The sequence below is a fragment of the Paenibacillus sp. S25 genome (assembly GCF_019454085.1).
Lineage (GTDB): Bacteria > Bacillota > Bacilli > Paenibacillales > Paenibacillaceae > Paenibacillus > Paenibacillus polymyxa_B.
In genome coordinates this window covers 2,572,292-2,594,724 of record NZ_CP073683.1, presented here as the reverse complement: position 1 = coordinate 2,594,724, position 22,433 = coordinate 2,572,292, and the positions used below count along the sequence as shown (strand labels likewise).

At 53.0% G+C, this 22,433-nt stretch carries 1 protein-coding gene (cut by both window edges); it reads right to left on the bottom strand.

The whole window is internal to a non-ribosomal peptide synthase/polyketide synthase gene (locus KAI37_RS11475) on the bottom strand: the coding sequence, 42,213 nt in all, runs 5,679 nt past the left edge and 14,101 nt past the right edge, and what appears here is coding positions 14,102–36,534 (codon 4,701, partial, through codon 12,178, complete); the first complete codon in reading order (the gene reads right to left) occupies positions 22,429–22,431. Both the start codon and the stop codon lie outside the window.

The window sequence follows — 22,433 nt, the reverse complement described above, 5'->3', positions numbered from 1 at the left end:
GAATCTCTCATAGTCCAAAATCGTCTCTGACGTTGGCACATACAACGTGGCTCCGCAGAACAGCGCCTGGAAGATTTCCCAGCAAGCCGCATCAAACGAATAGCTGGCGAACAGCAACGTATGATCCGACGTTCGGATCTTGAGCGTCTGATCAAAATACGTTTTCAGATTGCATAGACCGCGATGCTCCAACATAACACCCTTCGGCTGCCCCGTCGTACCCGACGTATAGATGACATACGCCAGATCGTTCGGACCAGACAACGGTTCCAGATTGGAATCATCCTCGTGATACACCGTTTGCTCCCCATCCAGCACCAGCACGTTACCATCGAAAGCTACTTTATCCACCAGATGGTTTTGCGTTAACAACAGCTTCGCACCTGAGTCGTCCAGCATGTAGCGGATACGCTCCTCCGGATAGGTTGGATCAATGGGGACATATGCTCCTCCGGCCTTCAAAATCCCGAAGATCCCCACGATCATGTCCACCGAACGCTCGGTCATCAGACCCACCAGACGATCCTTCGTCACGCCTTGGTTACGCAAGGTACGAGCCAAACGATTGGCGCGTTCATTCAGCTCGCGATAGGTCAACTGTTCTCCTTCGAAGAACAACGCTGCCTGCTCCGGTGTCTGCGCCGTTTGTGTCTCGAACAAGCCATGAATCGTTTGCTCGCTTGGATACTCAGCAGCTGTATTTCCCCATACGCTGAGAATTTGCTCACGCTCCTGCTCACTTACCATATCCAGCTCCTGCACTCGAATGTCTGGCTTCGCCACCACCTGCTCCAACAGCTGTATCAGATGGCCCTGAGTCCGTTCAACGGCTTCACGATCATATAACTTCGCATTGTATTCAAATCGGATTTTCATCGCTTCCTGCGGCATAACGACCAGATTGAAATCATAGTTGGTTTGTTCAATCATGCCGGCATTGCGAATTTCAAAATCCGACTCTGCACCTTCGCCAAGTTGCTCGACCTGCTCCTCCACCGGATAGTTTTCAAACACGATAATGTGGTTGATCAGATCTTGCTTTTGCTCGCTTAAGGCTTGAATTTCATACAGCGGATACGTTTCATAATCTTGAGAAGTCAGCGCCTGCTTCTGATTCGTTCTGATCATGTCGGCAAAGGTGTCCTCAGCCCCGCTGCGGATCCGTATTGGAATGGTGTTAATGAACAAGCCCACCATATTTTCGATCCCCGGAATATCCGCTGGACGACCAGACACTACACCGCCAAAAACAGCGTCGTCACTACCGTTGTACTTTTGGAGCAGCAATCCCCAGGCTGTTTGCAGCAACGTATTCGGGGTCACGTGGTACTGCTTGGCCACCATTTCCATACGTTCGGTCAAGTCCTTGCCCAGATCACACAGGATATGCTCAAATTGTGCACCGTCCGCTTTCACGCCTACTTTTCCGGTCGGAATCGAAGTTTGCTGATCATAGCCGAGCAAATAATCCTTCCAGTACGCAGCTGCTGCTTCTACATCCTGTGCTTCAAGCCACTCAATATACTGACTGTATGGAGTAACGGGGGCAAGCTTCGGCTGTCTATGCTCCACGGCTGCAAAGTAAGCCTCAAACACCTCATCCGTGACTAATGCCACACACCAGCCATCCATCAAGATGTGATGAGAGCTCCACACAAAATAATAATCCTCATCACCTGTTCGTAAAATCGCCACGCGCATCAACGCATCCCGGGACAAATCGAATCCGGCTGCCTTGTCCTTGCGAATAAATTCCTTCACATACGCGTCACGCTCCTGCTCATTCAGATGACGCAAATCTTCACATCTAAAACCAACATCCTTGCGGCGGAAAATCACCTGCACAGGCTCATCCTGCCAACCGCTGATGAAATTGGCTCTAAATATCTCATGCCGCTGTGCCAAATGATTCAAGCTATCTTGGAAAATATCGGCTTGGAAGCGTCCATGCAAATCAAAGGTCGTTTGTTCAAAATAAGCACCTGACTCTGCATCCATCAGACTATGGAACAACATGCCTTTTTGCATCGGCGTCAGCGCATATACATTTTCCAGTTCCCCCATGTCACGAGTCCGCTCTACCAACTGATCCAGCTCGGCCATGGTTACATTTTTAAGCATGACATCGCTTGGCGTCAGCTCCTGCTGTTTGCGGCCTGTGCAATGCGCAATGATTTCCTGCAAACTGATTCGGAACGCTTCGGCTAGCTGCTCCATCGTTTCATGGCGATATTCCTGCTTACTGTAGCTGATCGTCAATTGCAGCTCGCCTTCGGAAATCAGTCCGTTCATATCCAGCGTGTGCGTTCTAGCTGCATGAGCGCTAAGCTCTGCACCGCTAGAATAAGGAGATACGCCAATGGATTGATTTTGCATATCTTGGTCAAATTGTCCCAAATAGTTGAAGCTGATTTCGGGTTCGGTCACAAAACGCTCTTGCTCACGTGCTGCGGACAGGTATCTCAACATCCCGTAGCCAATGCCCTTTTGCGGAATGCGCCGTAGTCCTTCTTTCACATGTTTGATGCGTTGTGAAAGGTCTTGCCCCACGCTCATATCCAGCACAACTGGGAATTGAGTCGTAAACCAGCCCACGGTGCGCGTAATATCCAGTTCTGGCAAAATGGACTCCCGTCCATGACCTTCCAGGCTCACAAGCACTCGTTCCAGACCGGCCCAGCGATGAATAGTCAGTCCCAATGCGGTAAGCAGCAAATCATTCATCTCCGTGTTGTAGGCACGATGCGCCTGTTTTAACAGCTGTTCCGTTTCCTGAGCTGTCCACGTGACCGTAATGTTCTCGCTGTCCCTATTTAAGGAATGAGAATGGGATTCGTCTTTTGGAAGCGGCTGATATATTCCCTGTTCCATTTCCTGCCAGAATGCGAGTTCTGCTGCCATGGCCGGACCGTTCGCATATTGAGACTGCCCATCCGCCCAGGTGCGGAATGAATCCGTTTTGTGCGGAAGACGAGCGGCTTGTCCGTTCAATGCCTGCTCGTAGGCTGTCGTAATATCCTCGAACAAAATGCGCCAAGATACGGTATCCACCACTAAGTGATGAATCGCCATCAGCAAATGATCACCATCGGGGCAATGGAACAGCCCCAGCTTCACCAGCGGTCCTTCGCTTAGATGAATACCCGCCTGGATTTCATTCACTTTAGCCTCGATCGCCGCATATACCTCAGACTCATTTCTGAAGTCGGCCCGATCCAGCGTATACAGCTCGCCCTCCCCAACCGCACGGTTCCAAGCTTCATATCCGTGCTCACTAGGACGGAAAATGATACGCAGTGCGTCGTGATGGCTCACGATGTGATCCATCGCTGTGCGCAGGGCCGTTTCATCAAAACCGTCCTTGCTATGCAGCATAATGGACTGGTTATGATGATGAGCATCCGTCAGGTTCTGCTCAAAGAACCATTGTTGAACAGGTGTCAGTTTCACAGCGCCCACCACTTCGCTCTGATCCGCCAATCGGGTCACCGTTTGGACTTTCAGTGCCAATGCAGACACGGTTGGATGACTGAACAGATCTTTCATCTCCAGTCGATAACCTGCTTGCAGCAATCGGGAGGATACTTGCAAGGCCTTGATCGAATCGCCACCCAGCTCAAAGAAGTTATCCTGCGTGCCTACCGCTTCCACGCCGAGCACCCCGGCCCATACCGCAGCCAATACTTGTTCCACCGTGGTACGCGGTGCCACATAGGCTGCCCCGGTATGGATGCTTCCTTCCGGTTCCGGCAAGGCCTTGCGGTCGATTTTTCCATTGCTAGTCAGCGGGATCGTCTCCAGTCGCATCAAGCGTGCAGGTACCATATGTGCTGGCAGTCCGGCTTCCAGCTCGGCCTGTACCTCCTCGATCCGCAGCTCGGATTCTCCTGTGATGTACCCGCACAAGTACTTGTGTCCATGCTCATCTGTCCGGTCGATGACTACCGCTTGACGCACACCTGGCACCCGTTGGATCGCCGTTTCAATCTCGCCCAGCTCGATCCGGTAGCCCCGGATTTTCACTTGATAATCCATCCGGCCGATAAAGTCCACATTGCCGTCTGGCATCCACCGCGCCAAGTCGCCTGTGCGATACAATCGTTCACCCGCTACGTACGGGTTCGCTACGAACTTCTCGGCCGTCAGGTCTGCACGGTTCAGGTAGCCTCGTGCCACCCCGGCTCCGCCGATACACAGCTCACCCAACACACCGATCGGCACCGGATTCAGCTGGCTGTCCACAATGTAGAAGCGTGCGTTCAGCCACGCCTGACCAATCGGTACACTGCCGCTGTCCGGCAGCTTCGACAGTTCTTCGTCGTAGAAGCTGGAGTCGATTGCCGCTTCCGTGACGCCGTAACTGTTCATAATGCGAATATCCGCGCCAAATCGTTCTTGCAGCACCCGGTAATCCGTCACGCTACAGCTATCCGAGCTGGTAATCAGCAATTCCAGACTGCTCATGTCCAGTCCGTGTTCATGCACATGCTGCATAAACGGTACGATCAAGGCTGGTGTTGATTCGAATACCGTAATCTGATAATCACGAATCCAGCCATACAGACGGCTTGGATCAATCCGGTCGTCCTTCGGACAGATAACCATCGTTCCGCCGTTATAAAGCGTCCGCGCAATATCGCCGACGAACACGTCGAAGGAGAAGCTTGCCAGTTGTAGCAATCGTACCGGGAACCGGTTCAGACGGTAATCCCGGCGATACGCCGCAGCCGTATTCACCAAGCTGCGATGCTCAATCATGACGCCCTTCGGACGTCCCGTTGTACCGGACGTGTAGATCACATACGCCAGATCCTGCGGTTCGTTGATGTGCTCGATATCCGTGGCATCCCCGGTGTACAGCGACTCATCGTCCAGCGCCAGCACGGTATGCAGACGCAAGTGCGCTGCGGGTTCGACTGTAGCTTCGCTTTCATCCAGCCAGACCTGTGCACGCTCCTGCAACCCCGTTTGGGTCAGTAGTACCGTCGCACCACTGTCCTCCAGCATGAAACGAATACGTTCGGACGGATAGTCTGCATCCAGCGGCACATAGGCGCCTCCAGCTTTCCATACCGCCAATACGCCGACCAGCATGTCCACCGAACGTTCACTTAAAATGCCAACAATCGACTCGCGTCCAATACCTTCATTCCGCAATCTACGCGCCAATTGGTTCGCACGCTCGTTCAGTTTCTGGTACGTAAGCTGCTGCTCCTCGTACACCACCGCCACGTGATCCGGTACAAGCTGCGCTTGTTCTTCCACAAAGGTATGGAACAGTGCTCCTGTTTCTACCGCAGCCACATCCGATACCCCTACATCTCCAAAACCGTAGATGATTTGTGCCTTTTCCTCGACGGTTACCATATCTAAAGCTGCCAGTGACTGCTGCGGATGCAGCGTAATTGCACGGACAAGCTCGGTAAAATGCTGTACCAATCGCGCGATGGTTTCAGGCTTGTACAGCGCCGTGCTGTATTCCAGACTGCACAGAATGCCTTCTGGCTGCTCCACTGTATCCAAGGTCAGATCAAATTTGGCCGTGTTATTGTCCGTCGGATACGTCTTAAAGGTCAGACCCTCCAGCTCGAACTCCTGCTGCTCAAATGTTTTCAACTCAAACATCGTGTCAAACAGCGCATTCCGGCTCGTATCCCGCGTTAAATTCAGCTTTTCAACCAGTTCTTCAAAAGGATACTCTTGATGTTCATAAGCACTGAGCGCATGCTCTTTGACCTCTTGCAAGTAATCCAGGAACGTTTTGTCGCCAGACGGATAATTGCGGATCGCCAGCGTGTTGAGGAATACGCCTACCAAGCCCTCCAGTTCCGCATGCGGTCTTCCGGCAATCGGCGTGCCGACGATGATGTCCTCCTGCCCCGAATATTTATGCAAGAGCGTGCTATACGCGGCCAGCAACACCATGTACAAGGTGGAGCCGGTTTGTGCGGCCAGCTGTTTCAACTGCTCGCTGTCCTCCAGGCTGATCGCAAATTCCAATCGAGCTCCTTCCAGACGCTGTACGGCTGGTCTTGCAAAATCCGTTGGCATATCCAGCGCCGGAATGTCACCAGCCATCGTGTTCAGCCAATAGCTTTCCTGCTCACGAAGACGTTCACTTTGCATATCGGCATGCTGCCAAACGGCATAGTCCTTGTATTGGATGCGAAGTGGCGGCAGTTCCTTGCCTTCATACAATTGAGAGAACTCCTGCACGATAATGCCTTCAGTCACACCATCCGAAATAATATGGTGCATGTCATAGAGCATAACGTGACGTTCCGATCCGGTTTCCACCAGCTGAACCCGCAGCAACGGTGCTTGTGCGAGATCAAATGCACGTACAAAGTCCAGTGCATACTGCTGGGTCTCTTCTTCGCTTGCCTGCACATGCTCCACGTTGAATGCGACGCCCGATTCAATCCATTGAATAACCTCGCCATCCACCATCTCGAATCGGGTTCGCAGGGCTTCATGACGGACAATCAGCTGGCGGAAGGCTTGCTCCAGTCGCGTTTTATCCAAGGAACCTTCAATAATCAAAGCGCCCGGCATATTGTAGCTAACCTCTCCACCTTCTAGGTGACTCAGCACATACATCCGTTTTTGCGCCGAGGAAACGGGATAATATACGCGCTTCTCCGCAACAGGGATGGATACATACGTTTGTTGTGTCTGATCTTCTCCCATCACCTGCACCAGTTGCTCAATCGTCGGATATTGGAAAATATCTCGCAGGGCCAGCTTGTAATTCAGCTCCTGATGGATTTTCGCCATCAGTGTTGTGGCGCGCAGAGAATGTCCTCCCACTTCAAAGAAATGGTCCTTAATACCGATCTGCGGATGATTCAAAACGCTTTGCCAAATACGTACCAGTTGCTCTTCCAGCAGTGTCCGCGGTGCCACGTACGCCGTGCCTCCTTCGAGGCGCGCTTCCGGCGCAGGCAACGCTTTGCGGTCAATTTTTCCGTTCGGTGTCAGCGGGAATTGATCCAGTTGTACAACATACGTCGGGATCATATAACCCGGCAGCTTGGGCTGCAGCATGTTGCGCAGCTCTGGCAAATTCAGCGCCTCAGAGGCTACGATATACGCACACAAATCCTTGTCTCCGTCTTCGTTTTCCCAGGCGGTGACGATGGCTTTCTGAATGCCGTCCACGGTCAACAGCTGCGCTTCCACCTCGCCCAGTTCAATCCGGAAGCCCCGGATTTTAACCTGATCATCCATCCGGCCGATAAAGTCCACATTGCCGTCCGGCATCCAGCGCGCCAAATCGCCTGTGCGGTACAATCGTTCACCTGGTACATACGGATTCGCTACGAATTTCTCGGCCGTCAGGTCTGCACGATTCAGATAGCCTCGTGCCACTCCAGCTCCGCCAATGCACAGCTCGCCCAGTACGCCGATCGGCACCGGATTCAGCTGGCTGTCCACGATGTAGAAGCGTGCGTTCAGCCACGCCTGACCAATCGGCACATTGCCGCTGCTTGGCAGCTTCGATAGATCTTCATCGTAGAAGCTGGAGTCGATTGCTGCTTCCGTGACGCCGTAGCTGTTCATAATGCGGATATCTGCGCCAAATCGTTCTTGCAGTACCCGGTAATCCGTCACACTGCAGCTATCCGAGCTGGTGATCAGCAGTTCCAGACTGCTCATGTCCAGCCCCTGTTCATACACATGCTGCATAAACGGTACGATCAGGGCCGGAGTCGATTCGAACACTGTAATCTGGTAATCGCGAATCCAGCCATACAAACGGCTAAAATCAATCCGGTCGTCTTTCGGACAAATAACCATCGTGCCGCCGTTATAAAGCGTCCGCGCGATATCCCCAACGAAGACGTCGAAGGAGAAGCTTGCCAGTTGTAGCAAACGTACCGGGAACTCGCTCAGACGGTAATCCCGACGATACGCCGCAGCCGTATTCACCAAGCTGTGATGTTCGATCATGACCCCTTTCGGACGTCCTGTTGTCCCGGACGTGTAGATCACATACGCCAGATCCTGCGGTTCGTTGATATGATCGACGTCTGTGGTATCACCGGTGTACAGCGACTCATCGTCCAACGCCAGCATCGTCTGCAGACGCAAGTTCGCTGCGGATTCGGATGCTGCTTCGCTGTCAGGTGGCGAATCTGCTGTTCCATTCAGGGTTCCATGGAGAGTCCCTGATTCCATCGTTTCAGTTCCAGCCGCTGTTTCTAACTCGGCCTCAAACTGCCCTCCCGTCAAGGCCTGTCGGCTTTCCTCCAGCCAGACCTGTGCACGCTCCTGCAAGCCTGTTTGGGTCAACAGTACCGTCGCACCGCTGTCCTCCAGCATGAAACGAATACGTTCGGACGGATAGTCTGCATCCAGCGGCACATAGGCGCCTCCAGCTTTCCACACGGCCAATACGCCGACCAGCATGTCCACCGAACGCTCACTCAAAATGCCGACAATCGACTCGCGTCCAATGCCTTCATTCCGCAATCTCCGCGCCAATTGGTTCGCACGCTCGTTCAGTTTCCGGTACGTAAGCTGCTGCTCCTCGTACACCACCGCCACGTGATCCGGCACAAGCTGTGCCTGTTCTTCCACAAAGGTATGGAATAAGGCTTCTGCTTCAACAGCAGCCACATCCGATACCCCCACATTTCCAAATCCATGGATGATTTGTACTTTTTCCTCGGCAGGTACCAGCTCCAAAGCTGCCAATGGCTGCTGCGGATGCAGTGTAATTGCACGTACAAGCTCGGTAAAATGCTGCGCCATTCGCGCAATAGTCTCAGGCTTGTACAGCGCCGTGCTGTATTCCAGGCTGCACAGAATACCTTCTGGCTGCTCCACTGCATCCAGAGTCAGATCAAATTTGGCCGTATTATTTTCCAGCGGATACGAATTCAGGGTCAGACCTTCCAGCTGCAACTCCTGTTGCTCCAATGTTTTCAACTCAAACATCGTGTCAAACAGCGCATTCCGGCTCGTGTCCCGCGTCAAATTCAGCTTTTCAACCAGCTCTTCAAAAGGATAGTCCTGATGCTCATAAGCACTGAGCGCATGCTCCTTCACCTCTTGCAGATAATCCAGGAACGATTGGTCGCCAGACGGATAATTGCGGATTGCCAGCGTGTTGATGAAGACACCTACCAGACTCTCCAGTTCCGCATGTGGTCTTCCGGCAATCGGCGTTCCCACTACGATATCTTCTTGCCCCGTGTATTTATGCAAGAGCGTAGTGTATGCCGCCAGCAGCACCATATACAAGGTTGAACCTGTTTGCGAAGCCAGTTCTTTCAGGCGTTCGCTAACTTCACGCTCCAGTGCAAATTCGATCGTATCCCCTGCCGTACTCTGCACCACCGGACGGGCAAAGTCGGTTGACAGATCCAGCACAGGCACTCCGCCCCGGAAGGTGCCCAGCCAGTACGCTTCCTGACGCTGCATCCACTCCTGATGGGCTTCGCTTTGCTGCCATACCGCATAGTCTTTGTACTGAATCCGCAATGGCGATAGCTCTTCACCGCCATACAAGCGGACAAATTCATCGGTCAGTACCTCCATCGACACACCATCCGAAACGATATGATGCATGTCGAGCATGAGCAGATGCTGTGGTTCTTGCTCTGCTCCTTGTACGCCCAAGTCCACCAAGCCTACCCGCAGCAGCGGTGCAGCTTTCAGATCAAACGGACGGACAAACTGCCGGACCCGTTCTTGTACTTCCTGGCTGATCGTCGTGTACGTAACTGTATCCAAATCTGTAGCTGTGTCCTGATCTGTATCCGAAGTCGAACGCTCTGCCTGTACCTTCGTATATTCCACCTTGAACGGCACGGTGTCCTCCACCCATTGCATCGGCTCATTGTCCACTAGCTCAAAGCGGGTACGCAAGGTTGCATGACGGGCGATCAATTGACGGAATACGTCCTCCACCCGATTTACGTCCAGCGGACCACTCACTTGCAGCACTGACGGCATGTTGTAGTTCACATCATTCGGGTCGAACTGATGCAATACATACAGTCGTTTTTGCGCCGAAGATAACGGGTAGAAGCTGCGTTCTTCCGTTACCGGAATGGACGCGTATGTTACTTGATCCAGACTTTCTAACACCGTTGCCAACTGTTCAATGGTTGGTGCTTCAAAAATACTGCGCAGTGGAAGCGGCTTGTTCAGCTCCTTGTGAATCTTCGAGGCCAGTGTCGTCGCCCGCAGCGAGTGTCCGCCAATCTCGAAGAAGTTTTCCTTCACACCAACCTGCGTGAGGCCCAGCACATCCTGCCAAATGTGTGCCAGCTTCACTTCCACCCACGTCCGCGGTGCGACATAATCGGCTCCGCTTTGCAGGCTGCCTTCCGGTGCTGGTAGGGCCTTGCGGTCAATTTTGCCATTTGGACTCAGCGGCATTTGCTCCAGCTGTACAAAGTACGATGGCACCATGTAGCTTGGCAGCTCCCGGCCCAGCTCACTTCTCAGCTCGCTAGCACCGATCTCTTGCCCCGCGACATAGTACGCCACCATTTGTTTTTGTCCCGTTTCATCCGCACGAGCCGTGACTACGGCTTCGCGTACCGATTCCACTTGCAGCAGCTGCGATTCGACCTCGCCCAGTTCAATCCGGTAACCCCGGATTTTGACTTGATGGTCGATCCGGCCCAGATATTCAATGTTGCCGTCCGGCATCCATCTCGCCAAATCGCCTGTGCGGTACATCCGCTCATACCCGGCTTCCCCGCCAGCAAACGGATCGGCTACGAATTTCTCGGCCGTCAACTCTGGACGGTTCAGATAGCCTCGGGCTACGCCGACACCGCCGATGCACAGCTCACCTGCAACCCCGATTGGCTGCAATTGCTCCGTGCCTTCCTTCACGATGTACAGACGAATGTTTTGAATCGGTTTTCCGATTGGAATGACCGTATATTCCTCTGACGGCTCGCAATCGAAGTACGATACGTCCACCGTCGCTTCGGTTGGGCCATACAGGTTGATCAGCTTCGCTCCGGCCAGACTCGACACAAGCCGTTGGAATCGTGCGACATGCTGTGGCGGTAAGGCTTCGCCACTGGCAAAAACGTGACGCAACGTTCCCAGCTTCGCCTGTATCACTTCCCCTGGTTGCTGCTCCACATATTCCAGGAACGCATGCAGCATGGCGGGTACAAAGTGCATCGTACTCACGCCATCGCGGGCAATCGTATCGACGATGTCTTCCGGGTTCTTTTCCCCGCCTACAGACAGCAAGCTCACCTTCGAGCCGACCAGCGACCACCAGAACAGCTCCCACACCGATACGTCAAAGGTGAAGGCGGTCTTTTGCAGGATTGTGTCTTCCGCACTCAAGCCGTAACGATCATGCATCCACAAAATTCGATTTAGCACGGAATGGTGCTCCACCATCACGCCCTTCGGTTTTCCCGTGGAACCGGACGTATAGATAACATAGGCTACATGGTGCGGTCCGGCCAGTGGCTCCAGATTGGAGCCATCTTCGTGGTAGATGTCCTCGTGTTCCAGTACCAGCACTTGGCCGCCGAAACTCAGCGTTGCTTGCTCAGCCAAATGCGATTGCGTCAGCACCAGCTTCGCGCCCGAATCCTCCAGCATAAAGCGGATACGGTCTACCGGATATTCCGGATCAATGGGCACGTAGGCTCCGCCTGCTTTGAGGATCGCATAGATGCCGACGATCATGTCCAGCGAACGGTGAACCAAAATGCCTACAGGCTGATCCGGTTCAACACCTTCCGTACGCAGCGTCCGAGCCAAACGGTTCGCGCGCTCATTCAACTCCCCGTAGGTCAACGATTCCGCTCCGCACAACACTGCCACCTGATCCGGTGTTTTCGCTGCATGCTGCTCGAACAATGCGCTTAGCGTCTGATCCTGCGGATAGGCTGCCGCCGTATCCCCCCAGACCCGAACGATCTGCGCCTGCTCTTCCGGTGTCACCAATTCCAGTTCATTTACTCGGATATGCGGATTGTCGATAATTTGCTCGATGACATGCAGTACATGTCCCTGCATTCGCTCTATCGTAGACCGATCGTATACATTGGCGTTATATCTGAACAGGATGCGGAAGGTTTCATCTGGCATCACAATCAAGTCCAGATCATAATTCGTTTGCTCAACAACCTCTACATTCGTAATTTCAAAAGCGGACGGACGAACTTCACCCAGCTGCTCAACTTGCTCCTCTACCGGATAATTCTCAAATACCATAATGTGGTTAATCAGGTTCTGCTTCTGCTCGGTCAGCGCCTGAATCTCATATAGCGGGAAGCTGTCATAGGCTCCCGAGGCCAGTGCTTGTTCCTGCGTTTTCCGCATCACTTCCACAAAAGTGGCATTCCGTTCACTTTGAATCCGCACCGGGATCGTATTAATGAACAAACCGATCATATGCTCTACGCCGGCAATATCTGTTGGACGTCCAGATACGACACTACCGAAAATAACATCCTCATTGTTGTTATATTTCTGCAAAATAAGGCCCCACACGCTCTGCATCAGCGTATTAATCGTGACCTGCTGCTGCTTCGCAATCCGGTGTATGGCTTCGCTCCACGTTGGATCCAGATCTACCGTTATTTTTTCAGAGATATATTTGCTGGTGTCGCTTGTTGTAGTGGATACAGTATTAGCCACTTGCTCTTTTGATGAAGTATCCGATCCAGGTAACAACGTCTGCTGTTCAAAGCCCGCCAAATAGCTGCTCCAATAATCTTTTGCCGCACGTTCATCCTGACGTCCCAGCCATTCGATATATTGGCCATACGGTGTGATCGGAGCAAGCTCTGGCTGCTTCTGCTCCAGTAGCGCAAAGTACGTACCAAACACTTCACCCGTAACCAGCGATAAGCACCAGCCATCCATGACAATGTGATGGAAGCTCCATACCAAGTGATACGTTTCTTCATCTGTTTGCAATACCTGTACGCGCATCAGTGCATCGGTACCGAGATTAAAGCCTCTAGCTTGGTCCTCCAGCTTAAACGCCTGGATATACGCCTGTTGCTCCGCTTCCTGCATGCCGCGTACATCCTGGAAGGAAAGGTCGCTATCTTTGTGACGGAACACGATCTGCAATGGCTCCTGACTGTGCCCTGTCTCAAACATATGGAAATTCGTCCGCAGCGCTTCATGACGCTGTGTCAGTACATCCAGACTCTTGCGGAAAACAGCTACATCAAAGCTCCCTTGTTGATCAAACGACGCTTGCTGGAAGTAGGCGCCTGACTCCGGCTCCATCAAGCTATGGAAATGCATCCCCTTCTGCATTGGCGAGAGAGCATATACATTTTCCAGCTCGCCCACAGAAGCTGTTTGCTCTGTCAATTGCTCCAGCTGCCCAAGCGTCAAGCCCTTGAACAATACATCGCTTGGGGTTAGCTCACTCCGCTCTTTGGAGGCACAATGAGCGATCACTTCCTGCAAGCTTTCCTGCAGCAACTGCGCAAAGTTTTCTACATTTTGCTGATGATATACCTTACTGTCATAGCGAATTTCCAGTGTCAGCGTGCCCGCTGTAATCATTCCGTTCACATTCAAAGGATGCTCCAGAACGGTATGATCACTCATCGGCTCCCCACCTGGATGTGAAGACAGAACGATATCCCCATTTTCCAAGTCCTGATCAAATTGTCCCAAATAGTTAAAGCTAATTTCAGGCTGCAAGGCAAGGGAATGATGGGCATCATCCTGAGACATATATTTCAAAATACCGTAGCCAATGCCCTTATGCGGCACATGACGCAGGTCTTCCTTCATCCGCTTGATTCGCTGCCCTACTTCCGCCTTTCCGTCCACATCCAGCAGCACCGGATATTGGCTTGTAAACCAGCCCACGGTACGGGTGATGTCGATATCTGGAACAATGGCTTCCCGGCCATGTCCCTCCAGATTGACCAGCACGCGCTCTTGACCGCTCCAGTTATATACCGCTGTGCCGAGTGCGGTTAACAGCAGATCATTGACCTCGGTGTGGTATGCACGGTGTGCTTCCTGCAGCAACAGTCGTGTTTCCTGTTCGCTCCAAGCCACGGTCACCGTCGCAGTGTCTCTGATTAGAGAATGTTGTCCCTCTGCTCTCTCTTGATCCTTAGGCAACGATGCGACTTCCGTTTGGGCAAGACGGTGCCAGTATTCGCGTTCGTCTTCGATGGCTGGACTATTCGCATATTGTGATAAGCGCTCTGCCCAAGTGGAGAACGAGTCCGTCTTATTTGGCAAACGAATGGCTTCTCCACGAACCGCCTGCTCATATCCCGTGGAAAAATCTTCAAACACAATCCGCCATGAAATCCCGTCTACGACCAAATGGTGAATGGCAATCAGTAAATGATCCCCATCCATGCAGTGGAAAAGTCCCAGTTTCACCAGCGGTCCTTCGTCCAGACGAATGGAGCTTTGGATGGCATTGGCTTTCATTTCAATCGCCATCGACACATCTGCCGCGTCTTCGAGGCCCCTCAAATCCACAACGTCCAGACTGTACAGCTCGCCTTCGTTCAAGCCGCGATTCCACGCTTCATAGCCCTGTTCGGTCTGACGGAAGACCATACGCAGCGCATCATGATGCTCCGTTACCTTGGTCACCGTTTGATGCAATGCGGCTTCATCAAAGCCTTGTGCTCTATACAGCATCACCGACTGATTGAAATAGTGTGGCTCTGCCGAGGATTGCTCAAAGAACCATTGCTGAATCGGGGTTAGCTTGGCGCTTCCCGAAATCACCCGCTGATCGGCTGTACGGCTGACCTTGTGTACATGACCACTCAGCAGCGAGACGGAAGGATATTGGAACAAATCCTTCATGTCCAGCTTGTAGCCCGCTTGCAGCAAACGGGAGGATACCTGGATTGCTTTGATCGAATCGCCGCCCAGATCAAAGAAATTATCCAAAATCCCAACTCTCTTCGCTCCTAATACAGCCTGCCAAATGGACACCAACGTCTGCTCCAGCGCTGTGCGCGGCTCTAGATAATCCGCTCCGCTTTGCAGGCTGCCTTCTGGTGCTGGCAGGGCCTTGCGGTCGATTTTTCCGTTCGGTGTCAGCGGCATCTGCTCCAGTTGGATGAAATACGATGGCACCATGTAGTTTGGTAGCTCCTCGCCCAGTAAGCTGCGTAGCTCGCCAGCGCTTACTTCCCGTTCAGCGACATAGTACGCCACCAGTTGGTTTTGCCCCTGCTCGTCCGCCTGGGCCAGTACGATAACCTCTTGTACGTCCTCCACTTTCAAAATTTGTGCCTCGACCTCACCCAACTCGATCCGGTAGCCCCGGATTTTCACCTGATGGTCGATCCGGCCCAAATATTCGATGTTGCCGTCTGGCATCCATCTCGCCGAGTCACCCGTACGGTACATCCGTTCGTAGCCGGCTTCACCAGCCGCAAACGGGTTCGATACAAATTTCTCAGCCGTCAGCTCTGGGCGATCCAGATAACCACGGGCCAGACCTGGACCAGACACGCACAACTCACCCGCTACGCCTACCGGAGCCAAATGTCCATGCACATCCACCATGTATACCCGGTGATTCGGCACAGGGCGTCCAATAGAAATCAGTTGTCCGGCTCTCTCATCCTCGGATACGGGCCAGATGGACGTCGCCACCGAGTTTTCGGTTGGACCGTAGCCGTTGTAGTACGCCACCTGATCCTTCCACTTGTACACCAATTCTGTTGAAGATGCAGAACCCGCAGTGAACAAAATACGCAGGTTTGGCATCCGTCCCGGCTCCAGATACACCGCATAGGTCGGCGGCAAAGCGGCTACGGTGATGTGATGATCCGCCATATATTGCTCAAACCGCTCGTAATTCAAAATCGTTTCTGACGTTGGCACATACAACGTGGCTCCGCAGAACAGTGCCTGGAAGATTTCCCAGCAAGCCGCATCAAACGAATAGCTGGCGAACAGCAACGCATGATCCGACGTGCTCATCTGAAGCGTCTGATCAAAATACGTCTTCAGATTGCACAGCCCGTGATGCTCGAGCATTACGCCCTTCGGCTGCCCCGTTGTCCCCGACGTATAAATGACATACGCCAAATCATTCGGACCTGACCACGGCTCCAAATTGGAATCATCCTCGTGGTACACCGTTTGCTCCCCATCTAACACCAGCACGTGACCGTCGATAGCTGCTTTGTCCACCAGATGACTTTGTGTCAACAACAGCTTCGCACCCGAGTCATCCAGCATATAGCGGATACGTTCCTCTGGATACGTCGGATCAATAGGGACATACGCGCCCCCGGCCTTCAAAATCCCGAAGATCCCTACGATCATGTCCACCGAACGCTCGGTCATCAGACCCACCAGACGATCTTTCGTCACACCTTGACTGCGCAAGGTACGAGCTAATCGATTGGCGCGTGCATTCAGTTCACGATAGGTCAACTGCTCTCCTTCGAAGAACAGTGCTGTCTGCTCCGGCGTCCGCGCGGTTTGCGCCTCGAACAAGCCATAAATCGTTTGCTCGCTTGGATACTCGGTCGCCGTATCGCCCCATACGCTGAGAATTTGCTTGCGCTCCTGCTCACTTAACATATCCAGCTCATGTACGCGAATGTCCGGCTTCGCTACCACCTGCTCCAGCAGTTGCACCAGATGACCTCGAATTTGCTCTACACTTTCCCGTTCAAAGGCCAAGGCATTATATCCGAAGCTCATGTGAATGGTGTTCCCTGGCAGTACCACCAGGTTAAAGTCATAGTTGGTCTGCTCGACAGACTCGGCTCCGGTGATACTGAAGCTGGACTCATCGTCATTGCCTAATTGCTCCAATTGTTCCTCTACCGGATAGTTCTCGAAAATAAGAATATGATTGATCAAATCCTGCTTAAGCTCCGACAACCCCTGAATTTCATACAACGGGTACGTATCATAGGCATGGGAAGCAATGGATTGCTCCTGGGTTTGCTTCATCACATCTGAGAATAAGCTGTCCACTTGGCTGCGGATGCGTACAGGAATGGTATTGATAAACAGACCAATGATGTGCTCCACATTCGGAATGTCTGCTGGACGTCCAGATACCACGCTGCCAAACACCACATCATCTGTGCCATTATATTTTTGCAACAAAAGGCCCCACACCGTCTGCATCAACGTATTGATCGTTACCTGATAACGCTTGGCTATGCGCTGAATGCCTGCCGTGAGCTCCGCGCCCAAGTCAAAATCCAGACGCTCCGCCTGATATCCTGTTTTGCCCTGAATTTTAGCCTGTGGCAGGCGGGACTGTTCCTCATATCCTTCCAGAACCTTGCTCCAGTAACCTGATGCGGCCTGACGATCCTGCTGCTCCAGCCATTCGATATATTGACTGTATGGCGTTACAGGGGCCAGTTCCGGCTGTTTATGGGCCAGTATTGCAAAATAACTCGCAAACACTTCGCCTGTCACCAGCGACAAGCACCAGCCATCCATCACGATATGGTGGAAGCTCCACACAAAACGGTACGCATCCTCGCCGGTGCGCAAAACGGCCACACGCATCAAAGCATCCTGTGCCAGATCAAAGCCTCTCTGCTTGTCTTTGCGCGTATATTCGAGGATGTACTCGTTTTGCTGCTCTTCCTCCATATCCCGCAAATCTTCCACATAGAATTCGCTGCGCTTATTCCGATACACAACCTGCAGCGGTTCATCCTTCCAGCCACTGTAGAAGTTCGTGCGCAGTGCTGTATGCCGCTGCACCAATACATCCAAACTTGCCGCAAACGCATCGATATTAAAATGTCCTTGCAGATCAAAGGAGGCCTGTTCAAAATAAGCTCCCGATTGCGAGTCCATCAGATTGTAAAAGAGCATGCCCTTTTGCATCGGCGTCAGCGCGTATACATTTTCCAGCTCCCCTATATGTGCGGCCTGCGCTGCCATGTGCTCCAGTTCTCCAGTCGTCAGACCCTGGAAGGACACATCACTTGGCGTCAGCTGCGGCTGTTCCTGAGCGACGCAATGCGCAATCACCTCTTGCAAAGCGGATTGCAGCAGTCCCGCCACACGTTCCAACGTTTCTTTGCGATACTGCTTACGGCTGTAAGCGATCGTCAAGCGCAGCGTGCCTTCCGAGATCATCGCGTTCAAATCCAGCGTGTACAGTAACGGTGAATGGGCATCCTCTGTCTCCCCTGCACTATAGGATGACCATGTGATTCCACTGTTTTGCACATCCTGATCGACCTGTCCCAAATAGTTAAAGCTGATTTCCGGTTCTGCTCCAATCGCATGCGCTTCATCCGACGCGAACGCTGGGGACAGGTAGCGCCATGTGCCATACGTCAGCCCTTTATGCGGAATCCGGCGCAGACCTTCCTTCGTTTCTTTAATCCGCTGGGCCAGCGTCAGGTTGACATCTGTGTCCAGCAGTACCGGATACAAGCTCGTAAACCAGCCTAGCGTACGTGTAATATCCACCTCTGGCAGGATCGTTTCCCGGCCATGTCCCTCCAGATTCACCAGCACCTGTCCTGCGCCTGTCCAGTTGTGCATTGCCAATCCTAACGCCGTCAGCAGCAAATCATTGACCTCGGTGTTATAGGCGCGATGTGCCTGCTTTAACAGTTGCTGGGTTTCAGCTTCGGTCCACTCTACCGTCAGCACTTCGCTGTCTGCATTCAAGGAACCCTCGTAGGCAAAATCCTTCGGCAGCGGCGCCGCTCCCGCTTTGGCCTGTTCCAGCTGCTGCCAGTAGACTGTATCCGATGCCTCCGCAGAACGGTTGGCGTAAGACGACAGCTCCCGTGCCCATGTTTGGAAGGAATCCGTCTTATAGGGCAATCGTACCGGCTCGCCCTTGATCGCCTGCTCGTAGCCTGTCGAGAAATCTTCAAACAGAATCCGCCACGACACCCCGTCTATCACCAAATGGTGAATGGCTATGAGCAGATGGTCGCCCTCGGTTGTACGGAACAATCCGAGTTTGACCAAAGGTCCTGCGGACAGGTCGATGCTGCTTTGGATTTCTGTTGCCTTCGCTTCCATCGCTTCCGCATAGGCTACTTGTTCACGGTAGTCTGCGGTTTCCAGCGTATACAACGCGCCTTCATCTACACCGCGTGTCCAAGCCTCGTAACCGGATGAAGCCTGACGGAAAACCGTACGAAGCGCATCATGATGCTTCACGATGTGATCCATGACTTGGCGAACCGCTGTCTCATCAAAGCCCTCGGCACGATAGAGCATGACCGCCTGATTAAAGTGCTGCGGACGCTCGCGCTCCTGCGCAAAGAACCAATGCTGGATCGGAAGCAAAGCAGTTTCCCCGCTCACTTCTCCTTGATCTGCCATACGGCTGACCTCGTGCATATGCGGTGCCAGGGTTGCAACCGTTGGATACTGGAACAAATCCTTCATGTCCAGCTTATAGCCGGCCTGGAACGCACGCGATGCGATTTGGATCGCCTTGATCGAATCGCCGCCCAGATCAAAGAAATTGTCCAAAATACCGACAGTCTGTAGTCCCAGTACCGACTGCCAGACCGCTACCAGAGCGCGTTCTTGCGCGGTACGCGGCTCTGCATAATCCGTTCCGGTTTGCAGGCTGCCTTCCGGTGCGGGCAGGGCCTTACGGTCAATTTTGCCATTTGGACTCAGCGGCATTTGCTCTAGCTGTACAAAGTACGATGGCACCATGTAGCTTGGCAGTTCCCGGCCCAGCTCACTTCTCAGCTCGCTAGCACCGATCTCTTGCCCCGCGATATAGTACGCCACCATTTGTTTTTGGCCCGTTTCATCCGCACGAGCCGTGACTACGGCTTCGCGTACCGATTCCACTTGCAGCAGCTGCGATTCGACCTCGCCCAGTTCAATCCGGTAACCCCGGATTTTGACTTGATGGTCGATCCGGCCCAGATATTCAATGTTGCCGTCCGGCATCCATCTCGCCAAATCGCCTGTGCGGTACATCCGCTCATACCCGGCTTCCCCGCCAGCAAACGGATCGGCTACGAATTTCTCTGCCGTCAACTCTGGACGGTTCAGATATCCACGTGCTACGCCGACACCGCCGATGCACAGCTCCCCTGCAACCCCAATCGGCTGCAATTGCTCCGTGCCTTCCTTCACGATGTACAGACGAATGTTTTGAATCGGTTTTCCGATTGGAATGACCGTATATTCCTCTGACGGCTCGCAATCGAAGTACGATACGTCCACCGTCGCTTCGGTTGGGCCATACAGGTTGATCAGCTTCGCTCCCGCTAGACTCGACACAAGCCGTTGGAATCGTGCAACATGCTGTGGCGGTAAGGCTTCGCCGCTGGCAAAGACATGCCGCAACGTACCCAGCTTCGCCTGTATCACTTCCCGTGGCTGCTGCTCCACATACTCCAGGAACGCATGCAGCATGGCGGGTACAAAGTGCATCGTACTCACGCCATCGCGGGCAATCGTGTCGACGATGTCTTCCGGGTTCTTTTCCCCGCCGACTGACAGCAGGCTTACCTTCGAGCCGACCATCGACCACCAGAACAGCTCCCACACCGACACGTCGAACGTGAAGGCCGTCTTTTGCAGAATCGTATCTTCCGCACTCAAGCCATAACGATCATGCATCCACAAAATCCGGTTCAAAACGGAATGATGCTCCACCATCACGCCCTTCGGTTTCCCCGTGGAGCCGGAGGTATAGATGACATAGGCTACATGGTGCGGTCCAGCCAGTGGCTCCAGATTCGAACCGTCTTCGTGATATATGTCCTCGCGATCCAGCACCAGCACCTGGCCGTCGAAACTCAGTGATGCTTGCTCGGCCAAATGCGATTGCGTCAGCACCAGCTTCGCGCCCGAGTCCTCCAGCATAAAGCGGATGCGATCCGCCGGATATTCTGGATCGATGGGCACGTAAGCTCCGCCTGCTTTGAGGATCGCGTAGATGCCTACGATCATGTCCAGCGAACGGTGAATCAGTATGCCCACGGGCTGATCCGGTTGGGCGCCTTCCGCACGCAAGGTGCGTGCGAGACGGTTGGCTCGCTCTTTCAGCTCCGCGTAGGTCAACGACTCCGATCCGCACATTACTGCCACCTGATCCGGTGTTCGTGCCGCCTGCTGCTCGAACAGCGCACTTAAGGTCTGATCCTGCGGATAGGCTGCCGCCGTATCCCCCCAGACCTGAACGATCTGTGCCTGTTCTTGCGGTGTTACCAATTCCAGCTCATTCACACGGATATTCGGATTGTCCACGATTTGTCCGATGACGTGGTCGATATGGCCCTGGATACGCTCCATGGCAGACCGACTATACACCAGAGCATTGTATTCAAGCAGGATGGAGATATCCTCGTCAGGCACGACAATCAGGTTGAAATCGTAGTTGGTTTGCTCGGCAAGTGCCACATTGGCAATAGAGAAGCCATTTTGTGCTCTTGTCTCACCAGAACCGCCCACCTGCTTCATCTGTTGCCCGATCGGGTAGTTTTCAAAGACCATAATGTGATGAATCAGGTCTTGTTTTTGTTCAGTCAGTGCCTGGATATCGTATAGCGGGAACGTGTCATAGACACCAGAGGCCAAAGCCTGCTCCTGTGTGCGCTGCAATACTTCAGCAAATGTAGCATCCGGTGCACTACAAATGCGTACCGGAATCGTGTTGATAAACAATCCGATCATGTTCTCCACGCCTGGAATGTCTGCCGGACGACCGGATACTACACCACCAAACACAACATCCTGATGATTATTGTATTGCTGTAAAATAACGCCCCACACGCTTTGCAGCAATGTGTTAATCGTGACATGTTGTTGCTTGGCCATTTGGTTCAATGCCGCGGTCCGTTCTTTACCCAACATAAATGGCAGCTTTTCCGAAACATAGCCGGAATGGGACCCCGCACCGCTTCCGTCTGGTTCTTCATCCCGTGCAACTACAGAAGCTTGCGCGTTCTCACCAGGCAACAAGGTTTGCTGCTCAAAGTCCGCCAAATAGTCGCTCCAATAACGGGTTGCTTCCTGTGTATCCTGATCTTCCAACCATTCGATATAGTCACTATACGGCTTGACAGGTGCGAGTTCTGGCTGCTTGTGCTCCAGCAGGGCAACATAGGCACCAAACACTTCGTCCGTCACCAGCGACAGGCACCAGCCGTCCATCACCATATGATGGAAGCTCCATACAAAACGGTAGGAGCTATCACCCGTGCGGAAGACGGTTACGCGCATGAGCGCATCCTTGCCTAAATCAAAGTTTTGAGCTTTGTCCTGGGCCACAAATTCAGCTACAGCGTGCTCACGCCCTCGGACATCCTCATAACGGAAGCTCGGATTTTTATGACGATAGACGATCTGCAACGGTTGACCATACCAGCCGCTGTAGAAATTCGTCCGTAATATCGCATGTCGGCTTACCAGCAGCTTCAGACTTTCCTCGAATAGGGACGGTTCAAAGTGCCCCTCCAGATCAAAGGTCGCCTGTTCAAAATACACGCCTGTTT